The sequence below is a fragment of the Azospirillum agricola genome (assembly GCF_017876095.1).
Classification (GTDB): Bacteria; Pseudomonadota; Alphaproteobacteria; order Azospirillales; family Azospirillaceae; genus Azospirillum; species Azospirillum agricola.
In genome coordinates this window covers 103,962-130,406 of the sequence record NZ_JAGINM010000004.1, presented here as the reverse complement: position 1 = coordinate 130,406, position 26,445 = coordinate 103,962, and the positions used below count along the sequence as shown (strand labels likewise).

At 69.6% G+C, this 26,445-nt stretch carries 17 protein-coding genes; 7 read left to right on the top strand and 10 right to left on the bottom strand.

Annotated features, from left to right (window positions below; genetic code table 11):
- Positions 1-295: 295 nt before the first annotated feature.
- Positions 296-4,054 carry a vitamin B12-dependent ribonucleotide reductase gene (locus J2847_RS07025; protein WP_209778186.1) on the top strand — a complete coding sequence of 1,253 codons (3,759 nt, stop codon included), beginning with the start codon at positions 296-298 and terminating at the stop codon, positions 4,052-4,054.
- A 230-nt stretch (positions 4,055-4,284) separates the two neighbouring features.
- Positions 4,285-6,522 (top strand): putative bifunctional diguanylate cyclase/phosphodiesterase, encoded by a 2,238-nt coding sequence (locus J2847_RS07020; protein ID WP_209778184.1) that lies wholly within the window; start codon positions 4,285-4,287, stop codon positions 6,520-6,522.
- 70 nt (positions 6,523-6,592) lie between these two features.
- On the opposite strand, the gene J2847_RS07015 is transcribed toward J2847_RS07020, so the two are convergent.
- The 3 genes from J2847_RS07015 to J2847_RS07005 all read right to left on the bottom strand — a co-directional run bounded on the left by J2847_RS07015 (position 6,593) and on the right by J2847_RS07005 (position 9,199).
- A complete protein-coding gene (locus J2847_RS07015; RefSeq protein WP_209778182.1) occupies positions 6,593-7,534 on the bottom strand; it encodes a bifunctional riboflavin kinase/FAD synthetase in 942 nt (313 codons plus the stop codon).
- 159 nt (positions 7,535-7,693) lie between these two features.
- Positions 7,694-8,143 carry a MaoC family dehydratase gene (locus J2847_RS07010; RefSeq protein ID WP_209778181.1) on the bottom strand — a complete coding sequence of 150 codons (450 nt, stop codon included), beginning with the start codon at positions 8,141-8,143 and terminating at the stop codon, positions 7,694-7,696.
- Positions 8,144-8,617: 474 nt separating this feature from the next.
- Complete coding sequence (locus tag J2847_RS07005) at positions 8,618-9,199, bottom strand: septal ring lytic transglycosylase RlpA family protein (RefSeq protein ID WP_209778179.1); 582 nt, start codon at positions 9,197-9,199, stop codon at positions 8,618-8,620.
- Positions 9,200-9,418: 219 nt separating this feature from the next.
- Between J2847_RS07005 and J2847_RS07000 the strand changes: the two genes are divergently transcribed.
- Positions 9,419-10,306 (top strand): alpha/beta hydrolase, encoded by an 888-nt coding sequence (locus tag J2847_RS07000; RefSeq protein ID WP_325169341.1) that lies wholly within the window; start codon positions 9,419-9,421, stop codon positions 10,304-10,306.
- Between the two features lie 39 nt (positions 10,307-10,345).
- On the opposite strand, the gene J2847_RS06995 is transcribed toward J2847_RS07000, so the two are convergent.
- The gene (locus J2847_RS06995) at positions 10,346-11,536 is read right to left on the bottom strand and encodes an AI-2E family transporter (protein ID WP_209778176.1); all 1,191 of its coding nucleotides are present in this window, start codon (positions 11,534-11,536) and stop codon (positions 10,346-10,348) included.
- Positions 11,537-11,679: 143 nt separating this feature from the next.
- On the opposite strand from J2847_RS06995, the gene J2847_RS06990 reads away from it, so the two are divergent.
- A complete protein-coding gene (locus tag J2847_RS06990) occupies positions 11,680-12,189 on the top strand; it encodes a CreA family protein (RefSeq protein WP_233474338.1) in 510 nt (169 codons plus the stop codon).
- Positions 12,190-12,225: 36 nt separating this feature from the next.
- Here the strand turns inward: J2847_RS06990 and J2847_RS06985 are convergent, their stop codons facing one another.
- The gene (locus J2847_RS06985) at positions 12,226-13,179 is read right to left on the bottom strand and encodes a M14 family metallopeptidase (RefSeq protein ID WP_209778173.1); all 954 of its coding nucleotides are present in this window, start codon (positions 13,177-13,179) and stop codon (positions 12,226-12,228) included.
- A 252-nt stretch (positions 13,180-13,431) separates the two neighbouring features.
- On the opposite strand from J2847_RS06985, the gene J2847_RS06980 reads away from it, so the two are divergent.
- Positions 13,432-14,310 (top strand): N-formylglutamate amidohydrolase, encoded by an 879-nt coding sequence (locus J2847_RS06980; RefSeq protein ID WP_209778171.1) that lies wholly within the window; start codon positions 13,432-13,434, stop codon positions 14,308-14,310.
- Positions 14,311-14,353: 43 nt separating this feature from the next.
- On the opposite strand, the gene greB is transcribed toward J2847_RS06980, so the two are convergent.
- The 3 genes from greB to J2847_RS06965 all read right to left on the bottom strand — a co-directional run bounded on the left by greB (position 14,354) and on the right by J2847_RS06965 (position 19,167).
- The gene (greB, locus tag J2847_RS06975; RefSeq protein ID WP_085557214.1) at positions 14,354-14,905 is read right to left on the bottom strand and encodes a transcription elongation factor GreB; all 552 of its coding nucleotides are present in this window, start codon (positions 14,903-14,905) and stop codon (positions 14,354-14,356) included.
- 146 nt (positions 14,906-15,051) lie between these two features.
- Positions 15,052-16,005, bottom strand: coding sequence for a hypothetical protein (locus J2847_RS06970; RefSeq protein ID WP_209778169.1), 954 nt, complete (start codon positions 16,003-16,005; stop codon positions 15,052-15,054).
- A gap of 192 nt (positions 16,006-16,197) precedes the next feature.
- Positions 16,198-19,167 carry an Rne/Rng family ribonuclease gene (locus J2847_RS06965; protein ID WP_209778168.1) on the bottom strand — a complete coding sequence of 990 codons (2,970 nt, stop codon included), beginning with the start codon at positions 19,165-19,167 and terminating at the stop codon, positions 16,198-16,200.
- 597 nt (positions 19,168-19,764) lie between these two features.
- On the opposite strand from J2847_RS06965, the gene J2847_RS06960 reads away from it, so the two are divergent.
- Together J2847_RS06960 and J2847_RS06955 are read left to right on the top strand one after the other, a co-directional pair.
- A complete protein-coding gene (locus J2847_RS06960; RefSeq protein WP_233474337.1) occupies positions 19,765-21,114 on the top strand; it encodes an N-acetylmuramoyl-L-alanine amidase in 1,350 nt (449 codons plus the stop codon).
- Positions 21,115-21,279: 165 nt separating this feature from the next.
- Positions 21,280-23,775 (top strand): penicillin-binding protein 1A, encoded by a 2,496-nt coding sequence (locus J2847_RS06955; RefSeq protein WP_209778164.1) that lies wholly within the window; start codon positions 21,280-21,282, stop codon positions 23,773-23,775.
- An 89-nt stretch (positions 23,776-23,864) separates the two neighbouring features.
- Here J2847_RS06955 and J2847_RS06950 read toward each other — a convergent pair whose 3' ends face one another.
- Positions 23,865-24,818 (bottom strand): hypothetical protein, encoded by a 954-nt coding sequence (locus J2847_RS06950; RefSeq protein WP_209778162.1) that lies wholly within the window; start codon positions 24,816-24,818, stop codon positions 23,865-23,867.
- A 16-nt stretch (positions 24,819-24,834) separates the two neighbouring features.
- Positions 24,835-26,271: an MBOAT family O-acyltransferase gene (locus tag J2847_RS06945; protein WP_209778161.1), complete on the bottom strand. Its 1,437-nt coding sequence runs from the start codon at positions 26,269-26,271 to the stop codon at positions 24,835-24,837.
- Positions 26,272-26,445 lie beyond the last annotated feature (174 nt).

The following is a 26,445-nucleotide window of genomic DNA, read 5'->3' as shown; positions in this document are numbered from 1 at the left end:
CCGGCCCCGTCCTGCGCTTTAATGCCGTCCCCTCCGGGATGGGCCGCAAAAATTCCCCGGAGAGCCCGGAACATCGCGGCATCGGCATTGTTGACAGGGCGAAACGCTAGATATGCGAGGCTCTTCCGGTGTCAAACACTATATCTGGTGGATTAGAACTTTCCTTCCCTTGCCGGTCCCGCCGGTGCTGGCTAGGATGCGCCCAACTTTCCGGGACCGGTGATCCGCGGCGCGCGTAAGCGCGGACGGGATCGGCGGGTGTCGGCTTTTCGAGATCAAGGGGGACTGTGTCATCATGCGGATCGAGCGTCGTTTCACCAGCGAAGGTCTGGACGCCTACGCCAGCCTCGGCTTCCGCCAGGCCACCAGCGAGATCCGCAACCCCGACGGCTCGGTCGTCTTCTCGCAGTCCGGCATCGAGGTGCCGGAGAATTTCTCCCAGGTCGCCAGCGACATCCTGGCCCAGAAGTATTTCCGCAAGGCCGGCGTCCCCGCCGCGCTCCGCCCCGTCGAGGAGAACACCGTTCCCTCCTGGCTGTGGCGCAAGGAGGCCGACACCGAGAAGCTGGCGTCGCTTCCCAAGGAGAAGCGCTTCGTCGGCGAGACCTCGGCCCGCCAGGTCTTCGACCGTCTGGCCGGCACCTGGACCTATTGGGGCTGGAAGGGCGGCTATTTCGACCAGGAGGCCGACGCGCGCGCCTTCTTCGACGAGATGCGCTTCATGCTGGCCGCCCAGATGGCGGCGCCCAACAGCCCGCAATGGTTCAACACCGGCCTGCACTGGGCCTACGGCATCGACGGCCCGAGCCAGGGCCATTTCTACGTCGATTTCAAGACCGGCCTGCTGACCTCGTCCGCCTCGGCCTATGAGCACCCGCAGCCGCACGCCTGCTTCATCCAGTCGGTCGCCGACGACCTCGTCAACGAGGGCGGCATCATGGATCTGTGGGTGCGCGAGGCGCGCCTGTTCAAGTACGGCTCGGGCACCGGCTCCAACTTCTCCAAGCTGCGCGGCGAGGGCGAGCGTCTGGCCGGCGGCGGCAAGTCGTCGGGCCTGATGAGCTTCCTGAAGATCGGCGACCGCGCGGCGGGCGCCATCAAGTCGGGCGGCACGACGCGCCGCGCGGCCAAGATGGTCACGGTGGACATGGACCACCCGGACATCGAGGGCTACATCGACTGGAAGGTCAACGAGGAGCAGAAGGTCGCCGCGCTGGTCACCGGCTCCAAGATCTGCCAGAAGCACCTGACCGCCGTCATGGCCGCCGCGCAGACCGGCCTGGATCCCAAGGAGAACAAGGATCTCAAGAAGGCCATCCTCGCCGCCCGCAAGGATCAGGTCTCGGAGAACTACATCCAGCGCGTGATCCAGTTCGCCGGCCAGGGCTTCACGACGATCGAGTTCAAGACCTACAACACCGACTGGGATTCGGAAGCCTACCTGACGGTGGCCGGCCAGAACTCCAACAACTCGGTGCGCATCTCCAACGAGTTCGTCCAGGCGGTGCTGGACGACAGCGACTGGAACCTGATCGGCCGCACCAACGGCAAAATCGTCAAGACGCTGCGCGCCCGCGACCTGTGGGACAAGGTCGGCTACGCCGCCTGGGCCTGCGCCGACCCCGGCGTGCAGTTCGACAGCACCATCAACGAGTGGCACACCTGCCCGGCGTCGGGGCGCATCAACGCGTCCAACCCGTGCTCGGAGTACATGTTCCTCGACGACACGGCCTGCAACCTGGCGTCGCTGAACCTGATGTCCTTCCGCCTGAAGGACGGCAGCTTCGACACCGACGCCTTCGAGCACGCCTGCCGCCTGTGGACCATCGTGCTGGAAATCTCGGTGCTGATGGCGCAGTTCCCCTCCAAGGAGATCGCCCAGCTCTCCTACGAGTTCCGCACGCTCGGCCTCGGCTTCGCCAACCTCGGCGGCCTGCTGATGGCGTCGGGCCTGTCCTACGACTCGGACGAGGGCCGCGCCTATTGCGCCGGCATCTCCGCCGTGATGACCGGCGTCGCCTACGCCACCTCGGCCGAGATGGCGCAGGAATTGGGCGCCTTCCCCGGCTTCGATGCCAACCGCGACCACATGCTGCGGGTCATCCGCAACCACCGCCGCGCCGCCAACGGCGCGATGGACGGCTATGAGGGGCTGGCGGTCACGCCGGTTCCCTTCGTCGCCGACCTCTGCCCCGACCAGGAACTGGCGCTGGCCGCCGTGCGGGTGTGGGACGAGGCGCTGGAGCTGGGCGAGCTCCACGGCTTCCGCAACGCCCAGGCCACGGTGGTCGCCCCGACCGGCACCATCGGCCTGGTGATGGATTGCGACACCACCGGCATCGAGCCTGACTTCGCCCTGGTGAAGTTCAAGAAGCTGGCCGGCGGCGGCTACTTCAAGATCGTCAACCGGCTGGTGCCGGAGGCGCTGAGGACGCTCGGCTACAGCCCCGACCAGATCGCCGAGATGGAGCGCTACGCGGTCGGCCACGGCACGCTGAAGACGGCGCCGGGCGTGAACCACGAGTCGCTGAAGGCCAAGGGCTTCACCGACGCGCTGCTGGAGAAGCTGGAGGGCAACCTCGCCACCGCCTTCGACATCAAGTTCGTCTTCAACCGCTGGACCGTCGGCGCCGAGTTCTGCGTCGAGACTCTCGGCGTGCCCTTCGAGGTGCTCGACGCCCAGGGCTTCGACCTGCTGACCCATCTGGGCTTCAGCAAGGCCGACATCGAGGCGGCGAACACCTACTGCTGCGGCGCCATGACGCTGGAGGGCGCGCCCTTCCTGAAGGACGAGCATCTGCCGGTCTTCGACTGCGCCAACCCCTGCGGTCGCATCGGCAAGCGCTTCCTCGGCTGGGACGCCCACATCACCATGATGGCGGCCTCGCAGCCCTTCATCTCCGGCGCCATCTCCAAGACCATCAACATGCCGAACACGGCGACGGTTGAGGAGTGCAAGGACGCCTACCTGCTGTCCTGGCGCCTGGGGCTGAAGGCCAACGCGCTGTACCGCGACGGCTCGAAGCTGAGCCAGCCGCTCCAGGCGGCCGTGCTGGAGGACGAGGAGGACGGCGAGGCGGTCGAGGCGATCATCGACGCCCCCAACGCCGCCCGCACCCAGATGGTCACCGAGCGCATCGTCGAGAAGGTGGTCGAGAAGATCGTCGAGCGGAAGATCTCCGCCCGCGAGCGCCTGCCGCACCGCCGCAAGGGCTACACCCAGAAGGCCAACGTCGGCGGCCACAAGATCTACCTGCGCACCGGCGAGTATGAGGACGGCCGCATCGGCGAGATCTTCATCGACATGCACAAGGAAGGCGCCGCCTTCCGGTCGCTGATGAACAACTTCGCCATCGCGGTGTCGATCGGCCTGCAATACGGCGTGCCGCTCGAGGAGTTCGTCGAGGCCTTCACCTTCACCCGCTTCGAGCCGTCGGGCATGGTGACCGGCAACGACACCATCAAGATGGCGACCTCGGTCATCGACTACATCTTCCGCGAGGTGGCGATCTCCTATCTGGGCCGCACCGACCTGGCCCACGCCACGCCGGAGGATCTGGTGCCCTTCACGGTGGGCAGCGGCGACAAGCAGGGCGACCTGCCGGAGAGCAACCCGCAGCCGTCGGACTTCGTCCGCCGCGTCGCCTCGACCGGCTATGTCCGCAACAACCTGCGCGTCCTGCATGGCGGGCAGAACCAGCGGGCCAGCGCCGCGGCGGCCCTGGCGGCGACCGGCACCGACGGCGGGCGCGCCGCCACTGCCACCGCCACGGTCCAGGCCACCGCGCAGGCCACCCAGACGGCCGCGCAGACGGCCATGGCCGCCAGCCCGGCGGTCGCGGCGGCCACCGCCCATGGCCATGTCGCGGCCTCGGCGGCGACCGGCACGGCCTATGGCGGCAGCACCAGCGACCAGCGCTTCGACCGCATCCGCGAGGCCCGCGCCCGCGGCTACGAGGGCGACCCCTGCGGCGAGTGCGGCAACATGACCCTGGTCCGCAACGGCACCTGCCTGAAGTGCGACAGCTGCGGTTCCACGACGGGTTGCAGCTGAGCCTCTGCGTATCGGACTATGACTGAAAAAGGGGAGGGAGCGGCATGCCGCTCCCTCCCCTTTCTTATGGCCTCGTGAACGTTTTGTACACGTTGTGCCGAAGCTTGACCGGCAAGGCTGTATCCGTGATAGCCTTTCCCCAAGCGTGACGTGGTGACGGGCGCGATCCGCCTGTGGGGCCGCAGGACGCAGGGGATGGGGCCGAACCGGCACCCTGGGAGACGTGGGGCATGGATTCTGCGGGTCTGGCGACGGATGCTCTGGCGGCGGACGCCCCCGCCCCCTCCGATGGCCTGTTGCGGGCGACCGTCGACCAATGGGACCTGGGGTTGTGCTGGACCGACGCGGGCGGCATGATCGTCGGCGCCAACCCCAGCTTCGTCCGCTGGGCCGGCCGCTGGGCCGACACCCTGGTCGGGCGCCCGCTGCTGTCCCTGCTCGACCTCGGCGGGCGCGACTGGTCGGCGGTGCGGGACGGACTCGCCTCCGGCACGCCGCCCGGCTCCGGTTCCATCGCGCCGCCGCGTGCCGAGCCGGTCGCGGTCGATCTGCGCTGGCAGAGCCTGGCCGGGCCGGCCGGGCCGCTGGTGCTCTGCCAGGCGCAGACCTTCGACGAGCGCGAGCGCGCCGACGCCGTCGCCCGGCTCCAGCAGGATGTGCTGGAGCTGGTCGCCGCCGGGCGGTCGCTGAAGCTCGTGCTCGACTTCCTGTGCCGGCAGGTCGAGACCTGCGCGCCGGAACTCCTCTGTTCGGTCCTGCTGCTGGAGGGGGAACGGTTCCTGCGCTTCGTCGCCGGCCCGTCGCTGCCCGCCGCCTACATCGCCGCCATCGACGGGAAGGAGATCGGCCCGGCCGCCGGCTCCTGCGGGACGTCGGCCTGGTGCGGCGAGACGGTCGAGGTCACCGACATCGCCGGCGATCCGCTGTGGGCCGGCTACCGCGACGCCGCCCTGCCGCACGGGTTGGCCGCCTGCTGGTCGAGTCCGATCAAGGGGCGCGACGCCCGCGTGCTCGGCACCTTCGCGCTCTATTACCGGGAGCGGCGCGAGGCGGCGCCCTTCCATCGGCGGCTGGTGGCGGCCTGCGTCCATCTCTGCGCCTTCGCCATCGAGCATGACCGGGTGCGGGCGGAGGTCAACCGGCTGGTCTTCCACGACACGCTGACCGGTCTGCCGAACCGCCAGCTCCTGAAGGACCGCGCCACCGCGGCGCTGACCCTGGCGGCGCGCACGCGGCAGCCGGTGACGCTGATGTTCCTCGACGTCGACCGCTTCAAGACCGTCAACGACTCGCTCGGCCACGCGGTCGGCGACCGGCTGCTGGTCGAGGTGGCGGACCGGCTGAAGCGCCTGTTTCCCGACGGCGACACGCTGGCCCGGCTGGGCGGCGACGAGTTCGTGGCGCTGCTGCCCGGCTGCGACGCGGCGCGCGCTGCGCTGACCGCCGAGCGGGTGCTGGCCGCCCTGTCGGTCCCGATGAGCGTCGCCGACCTGACCCTGACACCGACGGCCAGCCTCGGCATCGCCATCCATCCCGACGACGGGACCGATTTCGACACGTTGCTGCGGCAGGCCGATTCGGCGATGTACCGGGCCAAGGAGGCCGGGCGCAACCGCTGCCACTTCTACCGTCGCGACATGAACGACCAGGCCGTCCGCCGGCTGGAGATGGAAGCGTCCCTGCGCGAGGCTCTGGCGGGGGGCGAGTTCACGCTGCATTACCAGCCGCAGATGCGGCTGGGCCGCGCGCCGGGGCAGAGCCAGCTCCACCGGGTGGAGGCGCTGATCCGCTGGACCCACCCGCGCTGGGGCGTCGTCTCGCCGATGGAGTTCATCCCGCTGGCCGAAGAGTGCGGGCTGATCCACGCCATCGACACCTGGGTGCTGGACAGCGCCGTGGCCCAGCTGGCGCGCTGGCGGGCGGCCGGGCTGGAGGTGCCGGGCATGGCGGTCAACATGTCCTCCGTCCGTTTCGCCGATACCGGGTTGCCGGACCATGTGCGCGCCGTGCTGGCGGCCCACGCCGTGCCGCCCGACCAGCTGACGCTGGAGATCACCGAGCGGCTGGTGATGAGCGAGGAAACCGCCGTTCACGACGCGCTCGACGCGCTGCATGCGCTCGGCGTGACGCTGTCGATCGACGATTTCGGCACCGGCTATTCCAGCCTCAGCTACCTGAAGCGTTTCCCGGTGCGGGAGCTGAAGATCGACCGCAGCTTCGTCAAGGAACTGGACATCGACGCCGCCAACCGGCCGCTGGTGCGGGCGATGATCCAGATCGGCGAGGCGCTGGGGCTGGCCGTCGTCGCCGAGGGGGTGGAGCGCGAGGCCCAGCACCGCATGCTGGAGGCGGAGGGCTGCGGCATCGGCCAGGGCTACCGCTTCGGCCGGCCGATGGCGCCCGACGCCTTCGAGCGCTGGCTGGCCGGGGAGGGCGTCCCGGCGGCCGGCGGCAAGGCCCCGGCCTGAGGGCGGCCGGGTTGCTTTGCCCCTTCTCCTTCGGGGAGAGGGGCGTGAATCAACGCCCGGGCAAGCCGCCTCACCCCTCCGCCAGCAGCGCGCGCGCGGCGGCGGCGTCGCATCGGATCTGCTCCTTCAGCGCGTCGAAGCTGGCGAATTTCCGTTCCGGACGCAGGAAATCGATCAGCTGCACGCGCAGATGCTGGCCGTAGAGATCCGCGTCCATGTCGAACAGATGGGCTTCCAGCCGTTCCACCGTGCCGCCGACGGTCGGGCGGGCGCCGAGGTTGGCGACCCCCTGGTGCCAGACGGTGGCGGGACCCTGGTCGATCCCGGCCCGCACGGCGTAGACGCCGAAGGCCGGGCGCAGATACTCGTCCAGCTCGATGTTAGCGGTGGGGAAGCCGATGGTGCGGCCGCGCTTGTCGCCATGGGCGACGCGGCCCTCGATCTCCCACGGGCTGCCCAGCACATGGGTCGCCTCGGCCACGCGGCCGGCGACCAGCGCGTCGCGCACGCGGGTCGAGGAGTAGACGCCGCCCTCCGGATCGGACACCGGCCCGACCTCCGTCGTGCCGAAGCCGCGGGCGCGTCCGGCTTCCAGCAGGAAGGCGGGGGTGCCGCCGCGCCTGTGCCCGAACAGGAAGTCGTAGCCGCAGACGACGTGCCGCACGCCGAGCCCGGCCACCAGCACCTCCTCGACGAAGGCCTCGGCGGTCTTGTGCAGCAGCCCGTCGTCGAAATGGCAGACGATGAGCTGGTCGACTCCCAGCGCCTCGATGTGGCGGGCCTTGACGCGGAAGGGGGTCAGGCGGAAGGGCGGGTCGTCGGGGCGGAAGACCGAGCGCGGGTGCGGTTCGAAGGTCAGCACGGCGGACGGCGCGCCCAGTTCGGCGGCCAGCCGCTGGGCGGTGCCGATGACCGTCTGATGCCCCCGGTGCACGCCGTCGAAGTTGCCGAGCGCCACGACGGCGCCGCGCTCCCCGGCGGGCAGGTCGGTGGTGTGTCTGTACAGTCGCATGCGCGCCCCGATGGCTGTGGGTGGGAACCGGGAACCGGTCCCGCCGCCTAGGGCGTCTATATAGAACGACGCCGGCGCGGGGTAAACGCGCCGGCGTCGGATCGGAACCGCAAGGCTCCGTCAGCGGCAGGCCAACGGCGGGCCGTCGGCGGTCGGCGGTCAGCCGCGCGACGGGACCATCAGCAGCGCCTCGCCCTCGACCACCACCGTCTCGCCGACGGTGCAGACGGTGCGCATGGCGACGCGGCGCTTTTCCGGGATCAGCTCGGTGATGGTGGCGCGGGCGGTCACCGTGTCGCCGGCGCGCACCGGCGCCTTGAACTTCAGGTTCTGCGACATGTAGATCGCCCCCGGCCCCGGCAGCTTGGTGCCGAGCACGGCGGAGATGAAGCCGACCGTCAGCATGCCGTGGGCGATGCGGCCCTGGAACATGGTGCCGGCGGCGTATTCCTGGTTGAGGTGGACCGGGTTGGTGTCGCCCGAAATGCCGGCGAACAGGACGATGTCCGCTTCCGTCACGGTCTTGGCGAACGACGCCGTCATGCCGACGGCAAGGTCCTCGATGCAGTAACCCTCGGTGTCCTTCTGGACCTGACGCACATCGTCCATCACGCACTTCCTTTTTTCTCTCGGCGCCGGCAAGCGGCGTGGAACAGCCATGGTGCAACGCATCATGTGCGTCGCAACGCGGGAAATGCCACCATGAGTCCCCCCAAAAAGCAAAAAAAACTCTAACGCCGTCGTCGGAGAATCGAGGGGGGTCTTCAGCCTGCGGCAAAAGCGCGCGGAAGGCGCGGGCGCAATGGAGGGGCAGTCGGGCCGGGCGCGTTACTTCGGATTCCGGAGTTGTCCGAAGAACATCATATTGTCCAGTGGCTTAGCGTGGAATCTGCGGCGGGCGGCGGCGGAGGCGCCGTGGTGGGCGCCGACAATCCGTTTTCCATGGTGTCGGGGTCGCCAATGAACGGTTTCTTGCAACAAATGGTCGGCGTTGTGACCGTTTGTTCGGCGGCGCATCATAATCGTCGCTGCGCCGCCGCGATTTCCCGCGACTCGGGTGATAACTTTCGGACAAGCCGGCGATTACTTGCCGGAGCCGGATTGCGACAGCGTGTCGCTGCCGCTTCCGCCCGCCTGCGTCGGCTTGGCGGCGTCCTTGCCCGACGTTCCGGCCTCCGCCTTCTCGGCCTGCTCGGCCCGCGCCTCGACCTTCTCCTTGGCGGTGTCGGTCGGCTGTTCGGACGGCTTGACCTCGACCCGGACGGGGGCGGTGCCGTCCTCGATCATGTCGAGCTTGCGGGCGGCGCTCTTCGACAGGTCGATGACGCGGCCGTCGATGTAGGGACCACGGTCGTTGACGATGACGTCGACGCTCTTGCCGTTGTCCTGGTTGGTCACCGTCGCCTTGGTGCCGAGCGGCAGGGCGCGCGAGGCGGCGGTCGGCTTGTTCTGGTTCATGGTCTCGCCGCTGGCGGTCTTGCGGCCATGGAACTTGCCGCCGTAGAAGGACGCCTCCCCCTCATGGACCAGGACGGGTTCCCCCTCGTCGGTGCGTTCGACGCTGACCGGCGGGACCTTGTCCTTGGCCAGCGCGGGCGCGGACAGGCCGGTTCCCAGGAGCAGGGCGGTTCCGAGAGCCAGGGCGGCTGTGCGTGATGCGATCATTCTTTCACCTCCAACGGTCGCTCCCAACGAGGAAACGGGAAAAGAGTTCCCGAAAATCTTCGTGGTGGACGAAACGGAAACCGCCTGTTTCAATCCCCTGGCAGGGAATCGAGGGTGGAGCGTGCAGTGTCTGACCCGACTTATGAATGGTTGAATTTGCGGGACGGGGTACGTTTGCGGATCGCGCGCTGGTCTTCGTTTGGGACCTTGCGGGGAACCGTGCTTTTGCTTTCCGGGCGCGCGGAATTCATTGAGAAATACACGGAAACCGCCGAGGCGCTGGTGGCGCGGGGCTTCCAGGTCGTGACCTTCGACTGGCGCAACCAGGGACTGTCGGACCGGCCGCTCGCCAACCGGCAAATCCACCATCTTCACGATTTCGCCACGCTGGCCGACGACCTCGACGCCGTGCACGAGGCGGTGGTGCGGCCGCTGGCCGGCAGCGGTCCGGTGCTGCTGATGGCCCATTCGATGGGCGGGCTGGTGGCGACGCTGGCGCTGGCCCGGCACGCGGCCGGGGGGATGGAAGGCGGGGAAAGGGAAGGCGATCCGCAACGCTACGCCGCCGCCATCCTGTCGGCGCCGATGCACGCCATCAACACCGGATGGCTGCCGCGCCCGCTGGTCGCCGGGCTGGCGGCGCTCGGCCTCGCGCTGGGCTGGGGGGAGCGCTACGCCTTCGGGCAGCACGACTACGACCCGGCCGAAGGGGTGTTCCGGCCGGACAACCCCATCACCTCCGATCCGGCGCGCTACGCGGCCTTCCACGGCCCCTACGCGGCGCGGCCGGAACTGCGGGTCGGCGGCGTCAGTTTCGGCTGGGTGGCGGCGGCGCTGCGCGCGTCGGCGGCGGTGCGACGGACGCTGCCGCTGGAGCGCGTGCGCACGCCGGTGCTGCTGCTCTGCGCGCCCGGCGACCGCATCGTCCGTGCCGACGCCCAGCGGGAGGTGGCGAACCGCCTCGGCAACGCGACGCTGGTCGAGCATCCGGAGGCCCGGCACGAGCTGCTGATGGAACGCGACGCCATCCGCGACCGGGTGTGGGCGGACATCGACGGCTTCCTCGACAGGGTTCTTGCGAAGGAAGCCGCCCCCGTCGCCGGATAGGTGGCCGGCGGGGGGCGGCGCTTGCGCGGCGCTCCGGGCTCAGTCCCCCAGCAGGGCGCCGATGGGCTTCATCGGCTCGTGCGCGTCGAACAGGATCTTCAGGATGGCGAGGATCGGCACCGCCAGCAGCGCGCCGGGGATCCCCCACAGCCAGCCCCAGAACAGGATCGACACGAACACCGCGATGGGGTTCAGCGACAGCCGGCGGCCGACGATCATCGGCGTCAGGAAATTCCCCTCGATCGTCGTGATCGCCACGAAGGACAGCGGCGGCAGGATGATGGTGCCGAGCCCGTCGAAGGTCAGCACCGACACCAGGAACAGCACCCCGGTCATCACCGCCGGCCCGATGAAGGGGATGTAGTTTGCCACCGCCACCATGACCCCCCACAAGGCCGGGTTGGGCAGGCCCCACATCCACATCACGACGCCGGTCGCCACCCCCAGCATGGTGTTGATGACGGTGATGGTCAGCAGATAGACGGCGATGTTCTGTTGCAGCGTCGCCGCCACCATCGCGTAATGGACGCGGTCGTCGACGCTGCGCATGGTCCCGATCAGCGCCTCCAGGCTGTTGCGTCCGCGCGCCAGGAAGAAATACAGCAGCACCAGCAGGATGACGACGTTGGCGATGAAGCCCTCCACCTGGTTGGCCGCCTGTTCCATCAGGGTCGGGCCGCGCACCACCACCTCGCGGACGGGGCCGTTGGGATCGGCGGAGCTGCTGGTGATCTGCTCGATCTGGCGGGAGGCCTCGCGGGCGCGCTCGATGCCGGCGCGGACGTCGCCCAGCTTGAACTCCAGCTCGTGCAGGACGCGCGGCATGCGGTTGATCCAGTCCGCCGCCGGGCCCGACAGGGTGTAGACCGCCAGCGCCCCGCCGCCGAAGACCAGCAGCACCATCACCGCCGCCCCCAGCCCCTCGGGGATGCCGATGCGGTAGAGCGCGCGGACCAGCGGTCGCAGCAGGAAGCTGAGGATCAGCGCCAGCATGATCGGCAGCAGCACGTCGCGCCCGAAATACAGCGTGAAGAGCAGGGCGATCACGAACAGCCCGACCAGCGCGATGGTGGCCGGGTCGCGCGGGGTCCTCGGCGGCGGCACCGGATCGGCCGCCGGCTCCGGCGTGCCGGGTGCCGGGGGCAGGTTGTCGGACGCGCCGGGGGAGCCTGCGGGTGCGCCGCCGGGGATGGTGGACAGGCGGGGGGTGGCGGGGGGGCGGTCGTTCATCGCGGGGCCGGGACTCCGGGGGACGGCGCTTGACGGCGGGGCGCGGTCCTCCGATCTAGGGGAGTGCTTTCCGGGACGGCGCCCTGCGGTCCCGGCCCGTCCTTGCCGGAGACCCCGTCGCGATGCGCAGCCCGTTTCCCCCGATGAACGTTCGTCGCGGCCTTTTGGTTCTCGCCCTTGCGCTGATGCCGGCGCTGGTCGCCGCCCGCCCGGCCGCCGCCGACGCCGTGGTCGGCCGCTTTTCCAACGACTGGACCGGCAACGGGCTGGAGGTCCAGGCCGTCGAGGATCCGAAGGTCAAGGGCGTGACCTGCCATCTGGTCGATTTCGACCGCAGCATGATCGACCGTCTGACCAAGGGAAACTGGTTCGAGGACCCGTCGAACGCCTCGATCGCCTGCCGCCAGACCGGGCCGGTCTCCGTCGGCGACATCGAGCTGTCGGCGAAGGGGGAGGAGGTCTTCTCCGAACGGAAGAGCCTGATCTTCAAGTCGATCGCCATCCGGCGCATCTACGACCGTTTGAACGACACGCTGGTCTACATCGTGTACAGCCGTCAGGTGAAGGACGCCTCGGCCAAGATGTCGATCTCGACCGTGCCGCTGTTCAGCGCCAACGCCCAGTGGGCCAAGGGCAAGCCGGCGGCGAAATAGCCGCCGGACCGGGCCGTTCCCCGGGCCGTTCCGGACTCAGCCGACGATGCGGCCGAGCCGGACGGCGGTCTGGCCGGCCTTCACCCGGCGGGCCGGCATGATCAGCACGCAGTCGTCGTAGGGGGTGCGGATCGAACGGTCGCCGTCCCAGCCGATGGTGGTGCCGGCGCGCCCGATCACCTCCATGCCGACGAAGGGGGCGGTGAAGCGGAAATGCTCGCTGTCGGCGGTGACCGCGTCGGTCACGGCGACGATGCGCTGGGGATCGGCGCGTGTCTTCAGACGCGGCCCGGCGAGGTCCGGATCCAGCATCTCCAGCCCGAGCAGCAGGCGCAGGCAGCTTTCCAGCGCCACCACCGCCGTCTCCGTCCGCCAATGCTGGCCGCATTCGACCAGGATGGCGGTGCGGCAGCCCTCCATCTCGGCGAAGGCGCCGTAATCGATCAGCCGGCGCCCCCCGGCATGGCCGCCGTCGGCGACGATCCAGGCCGGGTAGCGCAGGCCGAGCGCCAGATCGCGGCCCCGGCCGGTCTGCCCGCACAGGGTCAGCGGCGCGGTGTCGGCGGTCATCGAATGCAGGTCGAGCAGCAGGTCGGCCGATTCGTAGACCGGCCGCAACTGCCGGGCGCGGCGCAGCTCGACGCTGTCGCGCCGGCCGTCGAGGAGCTCCGGCGACCAGATGCGGTTGAAATCCTCGTCGATGAAGCGCGAGGCGTAGGGATTCTGCCGGTCGAACAGCCGGTAGGCGGCGGTGTTGGCGAAGACCAGGCTGAGCCGCCCCCGGCGCGGCCGCACCCCCATGCGGAACAGCGCGTCGAGCGCGATGGCTCCGGAGATCTCGTTGCCGTGGACCAGCGCGTTCAGCACGACGTGCGGCCCCGGCTCGTCCGCCGTCAGGCTGGTGACGTGGTCGATGCCGGTGTTGCCGCGCCGGTAGGGCGCGATGTCCGGCGGGGTGAGTTCGACGGGGGCGAAGAGGGGGTCGGTCAAGCGGCGGGCTCAACAGCGGTGGGCCGTTCCCCGTCAGTATGGCGAACCAATCGCCGCCGCGCCAGTGTCGAAGCCCGTCCTTCGGGGGCGCCCTTGCGGAGCCCCTTTCCAAAACCCCTTTGCGGAGCCGGGATGTGGAGGTTGCGTTGCGGTCCCGTGACGCTTTTCCGGTCGACGGCCGCTTGACGCATCGGTTATAGGATCGGCGGGCCGCGTTGCGGCACGATGCCACAGGCCGGACGGGAGCCGCCGATGAGTTTCGTGATCGAGGACGTGCTCGTCCGCAACGATCCGGTCGGGCCGCGCTTGCCGGTCCTGTTCGATTCGCCGCACAGCGGCAGCGTCTACCCACGGGATTTCCGCTTCGTCTGCCCGCTGCCGGTCCTGCGCCAGGCCGAGGACACCCATGTCGAGGAGCTGTTCGCCGCCGCTCCCGAGCATGGGGCGACGCTGCTCTGCGCGCTGTTCCCGCGCACCTGCATCGACGTGAACCGGGCGGCGGACGACATCGACCCGGGCCAGATCGACGGCGTCTGGCCGACGCCGCTGCGCCCGACCGGCCGCAGCGCCATGGGCATGGGGCTGATCCGCAGCATGCTGCGGCCCGGCCAGCCGCTCTACGACGGCAAGCTGCCGGCGTCCGTGGTGGCGGAGCGGATCGACCGCTACTACCGCCCCTACCATCACCAGATGCGCAGCGTGCTGGACGGGTTGGCCGAACGGTTCGGGGCGGTCTGGCACGTCAACTGCCATTCCATGCCCTCGACCCTGGGGCCGAACGCGAGTGATCCGCTGGCGGCGGATTTCGTCATCGGCGACCGCGACGGCACCACCAGCGAGCCGGGGTTCGTGCGGATGCTGGCCGAGAGCCTGCGCGGCTTCGGCCACCGGGTGGCGATCAACGATCCCTACAAGGGAGTCGAGCTGATCGGCCGCTACGGCGATCCGGCGCGCGGGCGCCATTCGGTCCAGCTCGAGATCAACCGGCGCCTCTACATGAACGAGGAGACGCTGGAGCGTCACGAGGGCTTCGACCGTCTGAAGGGCGAGATCGGCGAACTGGTCCGCCGCATCGCCGGGCACGCCGCCCTCCACGCCGGTCTCGGCCCCCTCCAGCGGGCGGCCGAGTGACCGCAGCCCGCCGGCGGGACGGCTGTCGGGACGGCCAGCGCCGTCAGCCGGCGTAGCGGATCTCCACCACCTCGATGCGCTCCAGCCCGGCGGGGGTGCGCACCTCCACCAGATCGCCCTCGCGCGCCTTCAGCAGGGCGCGGGCGATGGGTGAAATCCAGCTGACATGCCCGCGGTCCGAATCGACCTCGTCGACGCCGACGATGGTGATGGTGTTCTCGGTGCCGTCGCCGCGTTCGTAGGTGACGGTCGCGCCGAAGAAGACCTGCTCGCGGTTCTTCTGGTCCTGCGGGTTGACCACCGTCGCCGATTCCAGCCGCTTGTTCAGGAAGCGGATGCGGCGGTCGATCTCGCGCAGGCGTTTCTTGCCGTAGAGGTAATCGCCGTTCTCCGAGCGGTCGCCGTTGCCGGCGGCCCAGGACACCACCTCGACCACCTTCGGGCGCTCGACGCGCAGGAGGTGGCGCAGCTCCTCCTGCATCTTCTGGAAGCCCGGCGGGGTCATGTAGTTCTTCAGCCCTCTCGGCAAGGGCTCGGGATCGTCGAGTTCGTCGTCGTCGGGCGAGTCGTTCTCGCGGGTGAAGGCTTTGCTCATCATGGAACCTGTGGGATCGGGCGGGGTCGCAGGAACAACGCGCCCAAAAGGAAAAGGGCGCCAGGAGGCGCCCCATCCGGTTTGCACGGATCGACTTTTACCGGTTCCACGCCGATTCGCAACCGGCCTGGCCCGGCAAGGCCCGATCAGGCGGCGTCGGGCAGCAGTTGCTTCCGCGTCGCCTGGATGGCCGGTCCGAGCCGATCCTCGAAGCCCTTGAACCAGGCCTGCTGCTTTATGTCCTCGATGGTTTCGATGCGGCCCGAGGAGATGCCGCGCTCGGAATCGCCCTTCATCGTGGCCATGGCGCTCTTCAGAAGCTTGGCCAGGGGGACGTCGCTGTCCAGATTCTCCGTGGGCTCGTCCCGGTCCGACATGATCCATTCGTAGGAGGTCTGGGCCGACGCGCGATTCACCGCCCAGGGGACCGATGTCTTCTCGTCGGCGCTGACCTTGTCGAGGAAGGCGACGCCGGCCTTCATGCGCGCGGCGTTGTCGCCCCCGTGGGGGTCGACGAAACTTCCCTCCTGGCTGATCGGGCCGTTGTAGAGCCCCATCGCCAAACCCTGCTGCTGGGACATGATGGATTGGGCCATGTCCTGCTCCTGTTTGCTGAACAGGCCGTCGGCGTTGCTGCTGACCGCGTGGAGCGCGCGGCGGTCGAGATCCCCCATCAGGGAATACCAGTCCCTGCCCTCGAAACTGTTGAAGTCGAACGGCTTGCCTTCCTTTTCCATCGCCTTGTACTGGGCGTCCATGCTGGCCCGCGCGCTCTTGGCGACATCGGCGAGGCTCTTGCCGGCGGAAAGGGATTCGGCGCCCGGATCGGACACGGCGCGGGCGAGCGCGGTGGCGGGCTTGCCGTCGCGCGTGGGGAAATAGCGGGCGTAGGGGGACGAGGAGGCTGCGGCCGGCTCCCGGCTGCTCATCATCGCCTGGGCCTGGACGGACAGGCTGACGACGACGGACACCTCCACGGAGGACGCGGCCTGGGGGGAGGGAGCGGCCTTCGCCGGGGCGGCGGATGCCGGTTTCTGAGCCGAGGCCAGCGCGGCGCTGTTCAGTTGCGGCGTGTAGCCCGCCGAAGCCGAAATCCCCATGGTGTCGTTCCTCCGAGTGAGCTCCACTTTTGGATACAGCCTCGGGTTGATGATGTTAAATTTTTATTAATTCTTCGATTGCCAAGGGTCTGCCCGTTGCCGACGAGCGGGACGCTGCGCGTGTGGTGGCGCTCCGAAACAGAAAAAGGCGCCTTTCGGCGCCTTTCCCTGTCTCGAACTCACCCGGTGCGCTTAGCGGCGCCACCAGCCCCGGCGGGGCTTTTCGGTGGACGCGTCCGGGGCGGCCTCGGGGGCCGGAGTCTCCGCGGCCGGAGCGGCGGTTTCCTCGACCACGACCGGAGCCGGGGCGGGCGGCGCCTCGACCGGCGCTTCGGCCGCGGTCTTGCGCTTGCGCGCCGGCTTCTTGGCCGGAGCGGCCTCCTCGGTCACCACCGGGGCCGGCGGCGCCTCGACGGCGGCGGCGGTCTTGGCGGCGGCCTTGCGGCGGCCCTTGGGAGCCGGCTTGGCCTCCTCGGTCACCACCGGAGCCGGCGGCGCCTCGACGGCGGCTGCGGTCTTGGCGGCGGCCTTGCGGCGGCCCTTGGGAGCCGGCTTGGCCTCCTCGGTCACCACCGGAGCCGGGGGCGCCTCGACGGCGGCTGCGGTCTTGGCGGCGGCCTTGCGGCGGCTCCTCGGGGCCGGCTTGGCCTCCTCGGCGACCGGAGCGGCGGCCGGAGCTTCCGTCACGACCGTCTCCTGGGCAGCCGTCTCCTCGACCGCCGCCGGGGTTTCGCCCGTCAGGATCCAGTCGAGGTCGATCGCCTCGGCGGGCGCGGCCGGAGTCGGGGCCGGCGTCTCCGCGACGGGAGCGGCTTCGGCGTCCGACTCGGCCGCGACAGCCTCATCGGAGCCTTCGACGCCATCGCGGCGGGTGCGCCGGCGACCGCCACGCTTGCCGCGGCGGCGCTTCTTGCGCCCGTCGGCACCGCGCTCGCCGGTCTCCTCGCCGCCGTCCTCCTCGTCCTCCTCGCCGTCGTCGGCCTCGGCCTCGCCGGTCGGCTCGCTGACGGTCGCGGTGGCGCCGGTGTCGAGCGCCGCGACGGGCAGGGCGGTTTCGACCGTCTCCCCATCCTGGCCTTCGTCCTGGCCCTCGGCCTCGCCCTCGCCTTCGGCGCCCTCACCACGGCCGTCCTCGCGCTCGCCACGGCCACGGCCGCGACGGCGACGGCGACGGCGACGGCGATCCTCGCCACCGGCCTCGCCGTTGGTCTCGGCGCGCTCGGTCTCGGCGGCGTCCTCCTCGCCCTCGGCGGTCTCCTCGGACTCGATCTCCTCGACCGTGTCCTCGACCGGCTCGGCGGCCAGCGCGCGGTCGGTCTCGGCCATCACGCGGTCGGCGCTGACCAGCGGGCCTTCCTCGTCGGGCAGGCGGGCGCGGTTGCGCTCCAGGCGGTGGTCCGGGGCGATCAGCGAATCGTCGGCCTGGACCATGACGTGGAAGCCGTGACGCTCCTCGATCTTGGCCAGCTCGCCGCGCTTCTGGTTGAGGATGTAGAGGGCGATCTGCGTCGGCACGTAGATGGTGATCTCGGCCGAGCGCTTGCGGATGCCCTCCTCCTCGATGGCGCGCAGGATGTGCAGCGACGCCGACTCGACCGAGCGGATGACGCCGGTGCCCGAGCAGTGCGGGCAGCGCTCGAAGTTGGTCTCCAGCAGCGACGGGCGCAGGCGCTGGCGCGACAGCTCCAAGAGGCCGAAGGCGGAGATGCGGCCGAGCTGGATGCGCGCCCGGTCGTTCTTCATCGCCTCCTTCATGCGACGCTCGACCGACGCGTTGTTGCGCGGTTCCTCCATGTCGATGAAGTCGATGACGATCAGGCCGGCGAGATCGCGCAGACGCAGCTGGCGCGCCACCTCGTCGGCGGCCTCCAGGTTGGTCTTGTAGGCGGTTTCCTCGATGTTGCGCTCGCGGGTGGACTTCCCGGAGTTGACGTCGATGGAGACCAGCGCCTCGGTCGGGTTGATGACGATGTAGCCGCCGGAGCGCAGCTGCACCACCGGGCTGTGGATCGCGTCGATCTGCGTTTCCACCTGGTAGCGGTGGAACAGCGGGATGGTGTCGTCGCGGTACTGCTGGACGCGCTTGGTGTGGCCGGGCATCAGCATGCCCATGAACTCGCGCGCGGTGCGCAGGCCGGCCTCGCCCTCGACCCAGATCTCGTCGATGTCCGACGAGTAGAGGTCGCGGATCGACCGCTTGATGAGGTTGGCCTCTTCATAGATCAGGCAGGGCGCCGACGACTTCAGCGTCTGCTCGCGGATGTCGTCCCACAGGCGCAGGAGATATTCCAGGTCGCGCTTGATCTCGGGCTTGGAACGCTCCAGCCCGGCGGTGCGCAGGATGACCGCCATGCCGTCGGGAATGTCGAGATCCGACAGGATCTCCTTCAGGCGCTTGCGGTCGGCCGGGTTGGTGATCTTGCGGGAGATCCCGCCGCCGCGCCCGGTGTTGGGCATCAGCACGCAGTAGCGGCCGGGCAGCGACAGGTAGGTGGTCAGGGCCGCGCCCTTGTTGCCGCGCTCCTCCTTGGTCACCTGCACCAGCATGACCTGCCGGCGCTTCACGACCTCCTGGATCTTGTAGCTGCGCAGCGGGCGGGTGCGGCGGCGCTGCACCTCCTCGGCCTCTTCCTCCTCGTCGCCGCCCAGGACGTCGGGGTTCTCCGGCGCGGGGACGTCCTCGGCGGCCGGCTCGGCCGGCGCCTGGTCGCTCTCGCCGTTGCCCTCGGCGCCCGGCGCCTCGCTCTCGCCGGCCTCCGGAACGATGGGGGAGGGCATCGGCGACCATTCCTCGACGACCTGCTCCGGACGGACCGGCTCGGCCATCACGGCGCCGTCGGCGGCGGCTTCGGCGCGCGCCTCGGCCTGTTCGTCCAGGCGGCGCTCTTCGGCCAGAAGCGCCTCGCGGTCGGCGACCGGGATGCGGTAGTAGTCGGGATGGATTTCGGAGAAGGCGAGGAAGCCGTGGCGGTTCCCGCCATACTCCACGAAGGCCGCCTGAAGCGAGGGCTCGACCCGCGTGACTTTCGCGAGGTAGATGTTGCCCTTCAGTTGCTTGCGGCTGGCGATCTCGAAATCGAGCTCTTCCAGCCGGTTGCCATTGACCACGGCGACCCGGGTTTCCTCCGGGTGCGTGGCGTCCACCAGCATGCGCTTGGCCATACACGTTCCTCAACGACGCAATCCGGGCGGACCCGCGCGACCGACAGGGTCGCCCGGACGCATCGTCTGTTGTGGGCGAAGCGTGCGGCGCGGGGACCGGCATCGTCGAACGGCGCTGATCAAAGCAGCCAGGACGGGTCGGTCGACAAGCGCCGGGATGCGGCCTTGCGGTCGCAGCCAGCTTCGAGGTTTCGTCCTCTCACCGGCAACCCGAACGCGCCACCCGGCGGCATCCTTGCCGGCGCGGATGGCCGGACAGGCGTGACGTGGGCGACGCCGCAGCCCCCACGTCCGGGGCCTCGACGGGGAGTCGGGGGCGGTCCGGCGGGACACTGGCGAATTGCGGTCTGTCGCAACCATACCATAGACAAGCGCTTTCGCTTGCACAACGCGGAAATGAGCCGAGTCGCGCCGCGGCGTCACGCCGCCCGGCGTCGCCCGCGGTGTTGCAGGAACGGCACCACCGCGCGGATTCCGGCCGCCATCCCGACCTTCGCGTTGAACCGCCTGATTTGGCCGGGCTATAGGTTGGGCGTGACTGGTCCTTCACGCTGCCGAGTGGCTTCCATGCGGCGACCGCCCCTTCTCCGACGGTTCATGCCCGCCCGGCGCGGAGCCGGTTCGCGCGCGTTCGTCGCGGCGCTGCTGGTCGCGGCGGCGCTGGAGACCATCGGTGGCGCCGCGGCGCAGACCACGGCGGCGCTGCCGGCCCCGCCGCCCAAGCCGGCGGTGGTCGACGCCCGGCTCGGTCTGCACCCGGACAAGACGCGCTTCGTGCTGGAGGTGAGCGACGCCGTGCCCTTCACGGTGACGCTGGCCGCCAACCCCTACCGGATCATGGTCGATCTGCCGGAGCTGGTGTGGCCCGGCGGCGGCGTGGCGATGGAGGGCAAGGGGCTGGTCGCCCGCTACCGCTACGGGGTAACGGCGCCGGGAACGCTGCGCCTCACCTTCGAGACGGTCGGCCCGGCCAAGCTGCGGGAAGCCTACACGATTCCGGCGCGCGACGGCCGCCAGCCGCGCCTCGTCCTCGACATCGAGCGGGTGACGCCGGCCGAGTTCCAGCGCCTCGCCGCCGCTTCGCCCCCGGCCGAGGCCAAGCGCGGGGCCAAGGGCGTGGTCAAGACCGCGGCGCCCTTCGCCCCGCTGCCAACGGTGCCGCCGGCCCAGGTCGTGCCGGCCGCCGTTCCGGCCGCTCCCCCGGTCGTCTCGCCGCCGCCCGCCGCGCCCAAGGCGCCGTCGGTGGTGGAGAAGCCGCTGGTCGTGCTCGATCCCGGCCATGGCGGCGCCGACCCCGGCGCGGTCGGCGTCGGCGGACTGCACGAGAAGGACATCACGCTGGCCGCCGCCAGGGAGGCCAAGCGCCAGCTGGAGGCGACCGGCCGCTACCGCGTGCGGCTGACCCGCGACAGCGACGTGTTCATCCGGCTGCGCGACCGCGTCGCCATCGCCCGCGAGGCGAACGCCGACCTGTTCATCTCGCTGCACGCCGACAGCATCGGCAGCGGCGACATGCGCGGGCTGTCGATCTACACCCTGTCGGACAAGGCGTCGGACCGCGAGGCCGAGATGCTCGCCGCCAAGGAGAACCGCGCCGACGCCATCGCCGGCATGGATCTGTCCGGCGAGAACTCGCTGGTCGCCAGCATCCTGATCGATCTGGCGCAGCGCGACACCATGAACCATTCCAAGCGCTTCGCGAAGATCGCGCTGGACCATCTCGGGCGCGACGTGAAGCTGATCCCCAGCAAGCCGCACCGGCAGGCCGGCTTCGCCGTGCTGACGGCGCCCGACGTGCCGTCGGCGCTGATCGAGATGGGCTATCTGTCGAGCAAGCAGGACGCCAACCTGCTGACCACCGCCACCCACCGCGAGAAGCTCGGCCGCTCGCTGGCGCGGACCATCGACGCCTATTTCAAGTGGCTGGGCGGCATGGCGCGCGACTGACGCCGGCGCGGCAACGCCCCCGCGGCAACGCCCTCGGCGCGTCACAATTTTCTGACATGCGTCCTAATCAGTCGGCGCGCCCCGCCCTCGCGGTGTAGGATGCGCTCCATCCGACGGGGGCCGCTTTGGCGGCGCGCCCGGCGTCGTCTGTTTTCGGGATCGGTCATGCGCCTTATTCTGTCTCTTCTGATGGCCCTGGTGATGGTGGCGCTGGCCGGCGCCGGCGGTCTGGTCTACATGCTCGACCACTACAACCAGGATCTGCCCGACTACACCAAGCTGGCCAACTACCAGCCGCCGGTGACGACCCGCGTCCATGCCGGCGACGGGCGGCTGCTCGCCGAATTCGCCTCGGAACGCCGGGTGTTCGTGCCGATCGACGCCATGCCCAAGCGCGTCATCAACGCCTTCATGGCGGCCGAGGACAAGAATTTCTACGAGCACAAAGGCGTCGATCCCATCGGCATCGCCCGCGCCATCCTGGTGAACATCGAGAATTTCGGCCGCGACCGCCGGCCGGTCGGCGCCAGCACGATCACGCAGCAGGTCGCCAAGAACATGCTGCTGACCAACGAGGTGTCCTTCGCCCGCAAGATCAAGGAAGCGATCCTGGCGGTGCGCATCGAGCGGGCCTTCTCCAAGGACCGCATCATGGAGCTGTACCTCAACGAGATCTTCCTCGGCTTCCGTTCCTACGGGGTGGCGGCGGCGTCGCTGAACTACTTCAACAAGGCGCTCGACGAGCTGGACATCGAGGAGGTCGCCTACCTCGCGGCCCTGCCCAAGGCGCCCAGCAACTACCATCCGGAGCGCCAGCGCGACGCGGCGCTGGCCCGGCGCAACTGGGTGATCGGCCGCATGGCCGAGGACGGCCACATCACGCCGGAGGAGGCCCGCGCCGCCCAGGCCAAGCCGCTGGTCGTGCGCAAGCGCGACGAGCAGGAGATGGTCACGTCCGAGTATTTCGCCGAGGAGATCCGCCGCGAGCTGGTGAAGCTCTACGGCGAGCAGGCGCTCTACGAGGGCGGCCTGTCGGTGCGCTCCTCGCTCGACCCGCGCATCCAGGCGGCGGCGACCAAGGCGCTGCGCGACGGGCTGGTCGCCTACGACCGCCGCCACGGCTGGCGCGGCCCGGTCGGCCGGATGGAGAATTTCGACGGCTGGCCCAAGAAGCTCGCCGCCACCGCGCACCCGCCCGGCGCCGACGGCTGGAAGCTGGCGGTGGTGCTGAAGGACGACCTCGCCGACGCGCTCGACATCGGTCTGGCCGACGGGGCGCGCGGGCGCATTCCGCTGTCGGAGCTGCGCTGGGCGCGCGCCTGGAAGGAGGGCGAGACCCTCGGTCCGGCGATCCGCAAGCCGTCCGACGTCGCCAAGCTGGGCGACCTGCTGCTGGTCGAGCCGGCGACGGGCAAGGACGAGAAGGGCAAGGAGCTGCCGGCCGGCAGCTACGCGCTGCGGCAGATCCCGGCGGTGCAGGGCGGCATGGTGGCGCTCGACCCCCACACCGGCCGCGTGCTGGCGATGGTCGGCGGCTTCTCGCCGCACATCAGCGTCTTCAACCGCGCCACCCAGGCGATGCGGCAGCCGGGCTCCTCCTTCAAGCCCTTCGTCTATCTGACGGCGCTGAACCAGGGTTTCACGCCCTCCTCGCTGGTGCTGGACGCGCCCTTCGCCTACGATCCCGGCGGCGGGCAGCCGATCTGGCGGCCGGAGAATTTCAGCCACGAGTTCTACGGCCCGACCCCGCTGCGCGTCGGCATCGAGAAGTCGCGCAACGTCATGACCGTGCGGCTGGCCCAGCAGATCGGCATGGACAAGGTCAAGGCGCTGGTCGAGAAGTTCGGCATCATGGACAACCTGCAACCCTACCTGCCGATGGCGCTGGGGGCGGGCGAGACCACGGTGCTGCGCATGGCGACCGCCTACGCGATGCTGGCCAACGGCGGCAAGAAGGTGGTGCCGACCTTCATCGACCGCATCCAGGACCGCACCGGCAAGACCATCTTCCGCCACGACGACCGCGCCTGCGACAGCTGCGCCGCGCCGGAATGGCGCGACGGGCTGGCGGTGCCGCGCGTGCCGGACAACCGCGAGCAGATCAACGACCCGCGCACCACCTACCAGATCGTCTCGATCCTGGAGGGCGTGGTCCAGCGCGGCACGGCGACCACGCTGCTGTCGCTCGGCAAGCCGCTGGCCGGCAAGACCGGCACCACCAACGACAGCAACGACGCCTGGTTCATGGGCTTCTCGCCCGATCTGGTGGTCGGCACCTACATCGGCTTCGACCAGCCGCGCTCGCTGGGCGCGCGGGAGACCGGCGGCTCGGCCGCCGTGCCGATCTTCAAGGAGGTCATGGCCGAGGCGCTGAAGGACAAGCCGGCGACGCCGTTCCGCGTGCCGCCCGGCCTGCGTCTGGTCCGCGTCAACCCGGCGACCGGCGAGCTGGCCCAGCCGGGCGACCGCCGGGCGATCTGGGAGGCCTTCCTGCCGGGCACCGAGCCGAACCCGGACCGGCCGCAGATCGTGCTCGACGGCTCGGCCAACGGCGGCTTCGGGGTGCCCGGCGACCCGAACGCCTATCCGGCGGCGGGCGATCCCTCGACCATGGCGACCCCGCCGGCGGCGGCGACGCTGGGGACCGGCGGGCTGTACTGAGAATTCGCGGTCAATCGACGGTGAGGACCAAGACAAAGGGCGCTTCCGGTGGGAAGCGCCCTTCGCCGTTTCGGTGCGTTGCCGCGCGATCAGTGCCGGCTGGTCTCCAGCGAGCCGGACAGCGACGCGATGGCGTCGGTCGGGGGGCAGTTGCCGAGCGGGCGCAGGTCGGACTCCAGGGCCGCGAACATCGCCTGCACGCCGTCCTGGTTGATGTGGAGGGCGTCCATGAACAGCTCCTCCTTCTGCACCGTGCGACGGCCGTCGATGAAGGTCACGTCGGCCGGCAGGCGGCCTTTCAGTTCCGCGAAGAAGGCGTCGAAGTTGGTCAGCTTGGCGCTGTGGACCGGGTAGTAGGGGGTGACCACCACCGCCACCCGCGTGCCATGGGCCCGCGCCGACTCGATGATCCGGTTCATCGCCTCCCAGTTCGGCTGGAAACCTTCCATCCTTTCCTCCGGGGCGCTGGCGAGCTGGGCGCGCAGCGGCGCCGGCACGACGCCCGACAGGGTGCGGTCGCCGGACGGCCGGACCAGCCCCGCCGCCAGCCGGATCGTCTGGTTGCTGTTGAAGGCCATGAGGTGGAACGCCTGGTTCGACAGCCACAGGCCGTGGTCGGTCCGCCGCACGAAATCGTCGACCCGAGGCGAATAGTGCGACAGCAGCGGCACGTCGGCCAGCGTGCGCGGGTCGTCGACCACGCCGGTCGGCTCCAGCAGCAGCAGGCGCGGCGCGCCGTGGCGCTCGACGTAATCCTCCCACAGCAGGGCGGAGATGGTGGTCGGCGCCCCGCCCATGCCGAGGTTGATCGCCGAGCCGCAGGCGAGGTTCCCCACCGCCTCCGTCGGGAAATGGTTGTCGGCGCGCGAGTTGCCGAGAACCACCACGTCCGCCGGCCTGTCGTCGGGAGCCGGCGGGCGGTAGACCGCCATGAAGCGGTCGTCCGACCGCAGCAGCAGGTCGCCCAGCGCCGAGGCCAGGACCCGGTCCATGGTCGCCACCATGGCGACGATCAACGCGATGCAGGACAGAAGGCGGATCATCGGACGGACTCCCGTATCAGAACTGGAAGTAGATGAAGGCATGGTTCTCGAAGCTGCCGAACAGCAGCAGCGTCACGATCAGCAGCGAGCAGGCCATCGAGCGGGCGACGACGTTGGTCCCGGCGTAGCGCCTCCCGGTGCCGCGCTCGATCGCCGCGTCCACCGCCAGCACGATCAGGCCGAGGATGGCGACGCGGATCAGGGAGCTGGCCTGCTGCATGCCGCGCGGCAGGCTGAAGTCGCCGTTGCCGATGATCCCCAGGATGGTCCAGACGGTCTGAAGGTTGTCGGCGCGGAAGGGCAGCCAGGTCAGCGTGACGATGGCGAAGACTCCGACCACCAGCGCCAGCTTGCCCACGGCGAGCGGCAGGCCGCTCAGCCGCACCGGGCTGCGGGCGCCCAGCCAGCGCAGCGCGTCCTCCGCCACCATCAGCGCGCCGTGCAGCACGCCCCACAGGACGAAGGTCCAGTTGGCGCCGTGCCACAGGCCGGAGATCAGCATGGTGATGACGATGTTGCGGGTGCGCAGCCAGCGGGTGCGGTTGCCGCCCATCGGCACATAGACGTAGTCGCGGAACCAGGTGGACAGCGAGATGTGCCAGCGCCGCCAGAAATCGCGCATGCCGGTGGCGAAGTAGGGGCGGGCGAAGTTCTGGCACATGGTGTAGCCGAAGATCTGCGCCAGCCCGATGGCGATCAGCGAATAGCCGGCGAAGTCGCCGTAGATTTGCAGCGAGAAGCAGACCAGCCCCAGCACATGTTGCAGGGCGTTGTAGAATTCCGGCTGGTGGAAGCGGGCGTCGACCACCGCGGCCGCGTTGTCGGCCAGCCCGAGCTTGAGGAAATAGCCCCAGACCACCTTTTCCAGCCCGGCGAAGCGCTCCTGGAACGGGATCTCGCGCGGGCCGGCCTGGATCTGCGGCAGCAGGTCGCGCGCCCGCACGATCGGGCCGGCGACGAGCTGCGGGAAGAAGGCGACGAAGGTGGCGTAGCGCATCAGCGAGCGCTCCGGCTGCTTCAGCTCGCCGCTGTAGAGATCGATGCCGTAGCTGAGATTCTGGAAGGTGTAGAAGGAGATGCCGATCGGCAGGATGATGCTGAGCGTCCGCTGCCCGATCTCGACCCCCAGCGAGGCCAGGGCGACCTCGGCGCTGTCGATGAAGAAGTTGTAGTATTTGAAGAAGAACAGGATGCCAAGGTTGATGCCCAGGCTGACGAACAGGAACATCTTCTTGGTGTGGCGGTCGGTCGCGTCGGCGATCTTCAGCCCGCAATAGAAGTCGACCAGCGTGCTGAAGGCCAGCAGGCCGCAGAAGCGGTAATCCCAGTAGCCGTAGAACAGATAGCTGGCGACCAGCAGGAAGGGTGTGAACACCCGTGTCCGCGCCAGCGCCATGAAGCCGGCGCTGAACAGGGTGATGAACAGCAGGAAGTTCAGGCTGGTGAAGCTCATGAGGCACCGCGCGAAAATGGGTTGCGGGAGCACGCAAGAATGGCGAACCCGGACCCGAACATAATTCCAATTGGGAGGATCCGCCCGGCGCGCCATGGGGTTGCGGCGGCGGATAAGCGGCGTACTCAGAAATGCGGTCGGCCATGATTCGGACCGGCTAGGCCGCGGGACCTA

What these genes read in the sequence shown, in the direction of transcription:
- J2847_RS06990 (WP_233474338.1), top strand. Translation starts at nt 11,680, where the DNA reads ATGAACGTTCGTCGCGGCCTTTTGGTTCTCGCCCTTGCGCTGATGCCG.
- J2847_RS07015 (WP_209778182.1), bottom strand. Translation starts at nt 7,534, where the DNA reads ATGCGACTGTACAGACACACCACCGACCTGCCCGCCGGGGAGCGCGGC.
- J2847_RS06955 (WP_209778164.1), top strand. Translation starts at nt 21,280, where the DNA reads ATGCGCCTTATTCTGTCTCTTCTGATGGCCCTGGTGATGGTGGCGCTG.
- J2847_RS06960 (WP_233474337.1), top strand. Translation starts at nt 19,765, where the DNA reads ATGCCCGCCCGGCGCGGAGCCGGTTCGCGCGCGTTCGTCGCGGCGCTG.
- J2847_RS06965 (WP_209778168.1), bottom strand. Translation starts at nt 19,167, where the DNA reads ATGGCCAAGCGCATGCTGGTGGACGCCACGCACCCGGAGGAAACCCGG.
- J2847_RS07025 (WP_209778186.1), top strand. Translation starts at nt 296, where the DNA reads ATGCGGATCGAGCGTCGTTTCACCAGCGAAGGTCTGGACGCCTACGCC.
- J2847_RS06950 (WP_209778162.1), bottom strand. Translation starts at nt 24,818, where the DNA reads ATGATCCGCCTTCTGTCCTGCATCGCGTTGATCGTCGCCATGGTGGCG.
- J2847_RS06970 (WP_209778169.1), bottom strand. Translation starts at nt 16,005, where the DNA reads ATGGGGATTTCGGCTTCGGCGGGCTACACGCCGCAACTGAACAGCGCC.
- J2847_RS06980 (WP_209778171.1), top strand. Translation starts at nt 13,432, where the DNA reads ATGAGTTTCGTGATCGAGGACGTGCTCGTCCGCAACGATCCGGTCGGG.
- J2847_RS06945 (WP_209778161.1), bottom strand. Translation starts at nt 26,271, where the DNA reads ATGAGCTTCACCAGCCTGAACTTCCTGCTGTTCATCACCCTGTTCAGC.
- J2847_RS06995 (WP_209778176.1), bottom strand. Translation starts at nt 11,536, where the DNA reads ATGAACGACCGCCCCCCCGCCACCCCCCGCCTGTCCACCATCCCCGGC.
- J2847_RS07010 (WP_209778181.1), bottom strand. Translation starts at nt 8,143, where the DNA reads ATGGACGATGTGCGTCAGGTCCAGAAGGACACCGAGGGTTACTGCATC.
- J2847_RS07020 (WP_209778184.1), top strand. Translation starts at nt 4,285, where the DNA reads ATGGATTCTGCGGGTCTGGCGACGGATGCTCTGGCGGCGGACGCCCCC.
- J2847_RS07005 (WP_209778179.1), bottom strand. Translation starts at nt 9,199, where the DNA reads ATGATCGCATCACGCACAGCCGCCCTGGCTCTCGGAACCGCCCTGCTC.
- greB (WP_085557214.1), bottom strand. Translation starts at nt 14,905, where the DNA reads ATGAGCAAAGCCTTCACCCGCGAGAACGACTCGCCCGACGACGACGAA.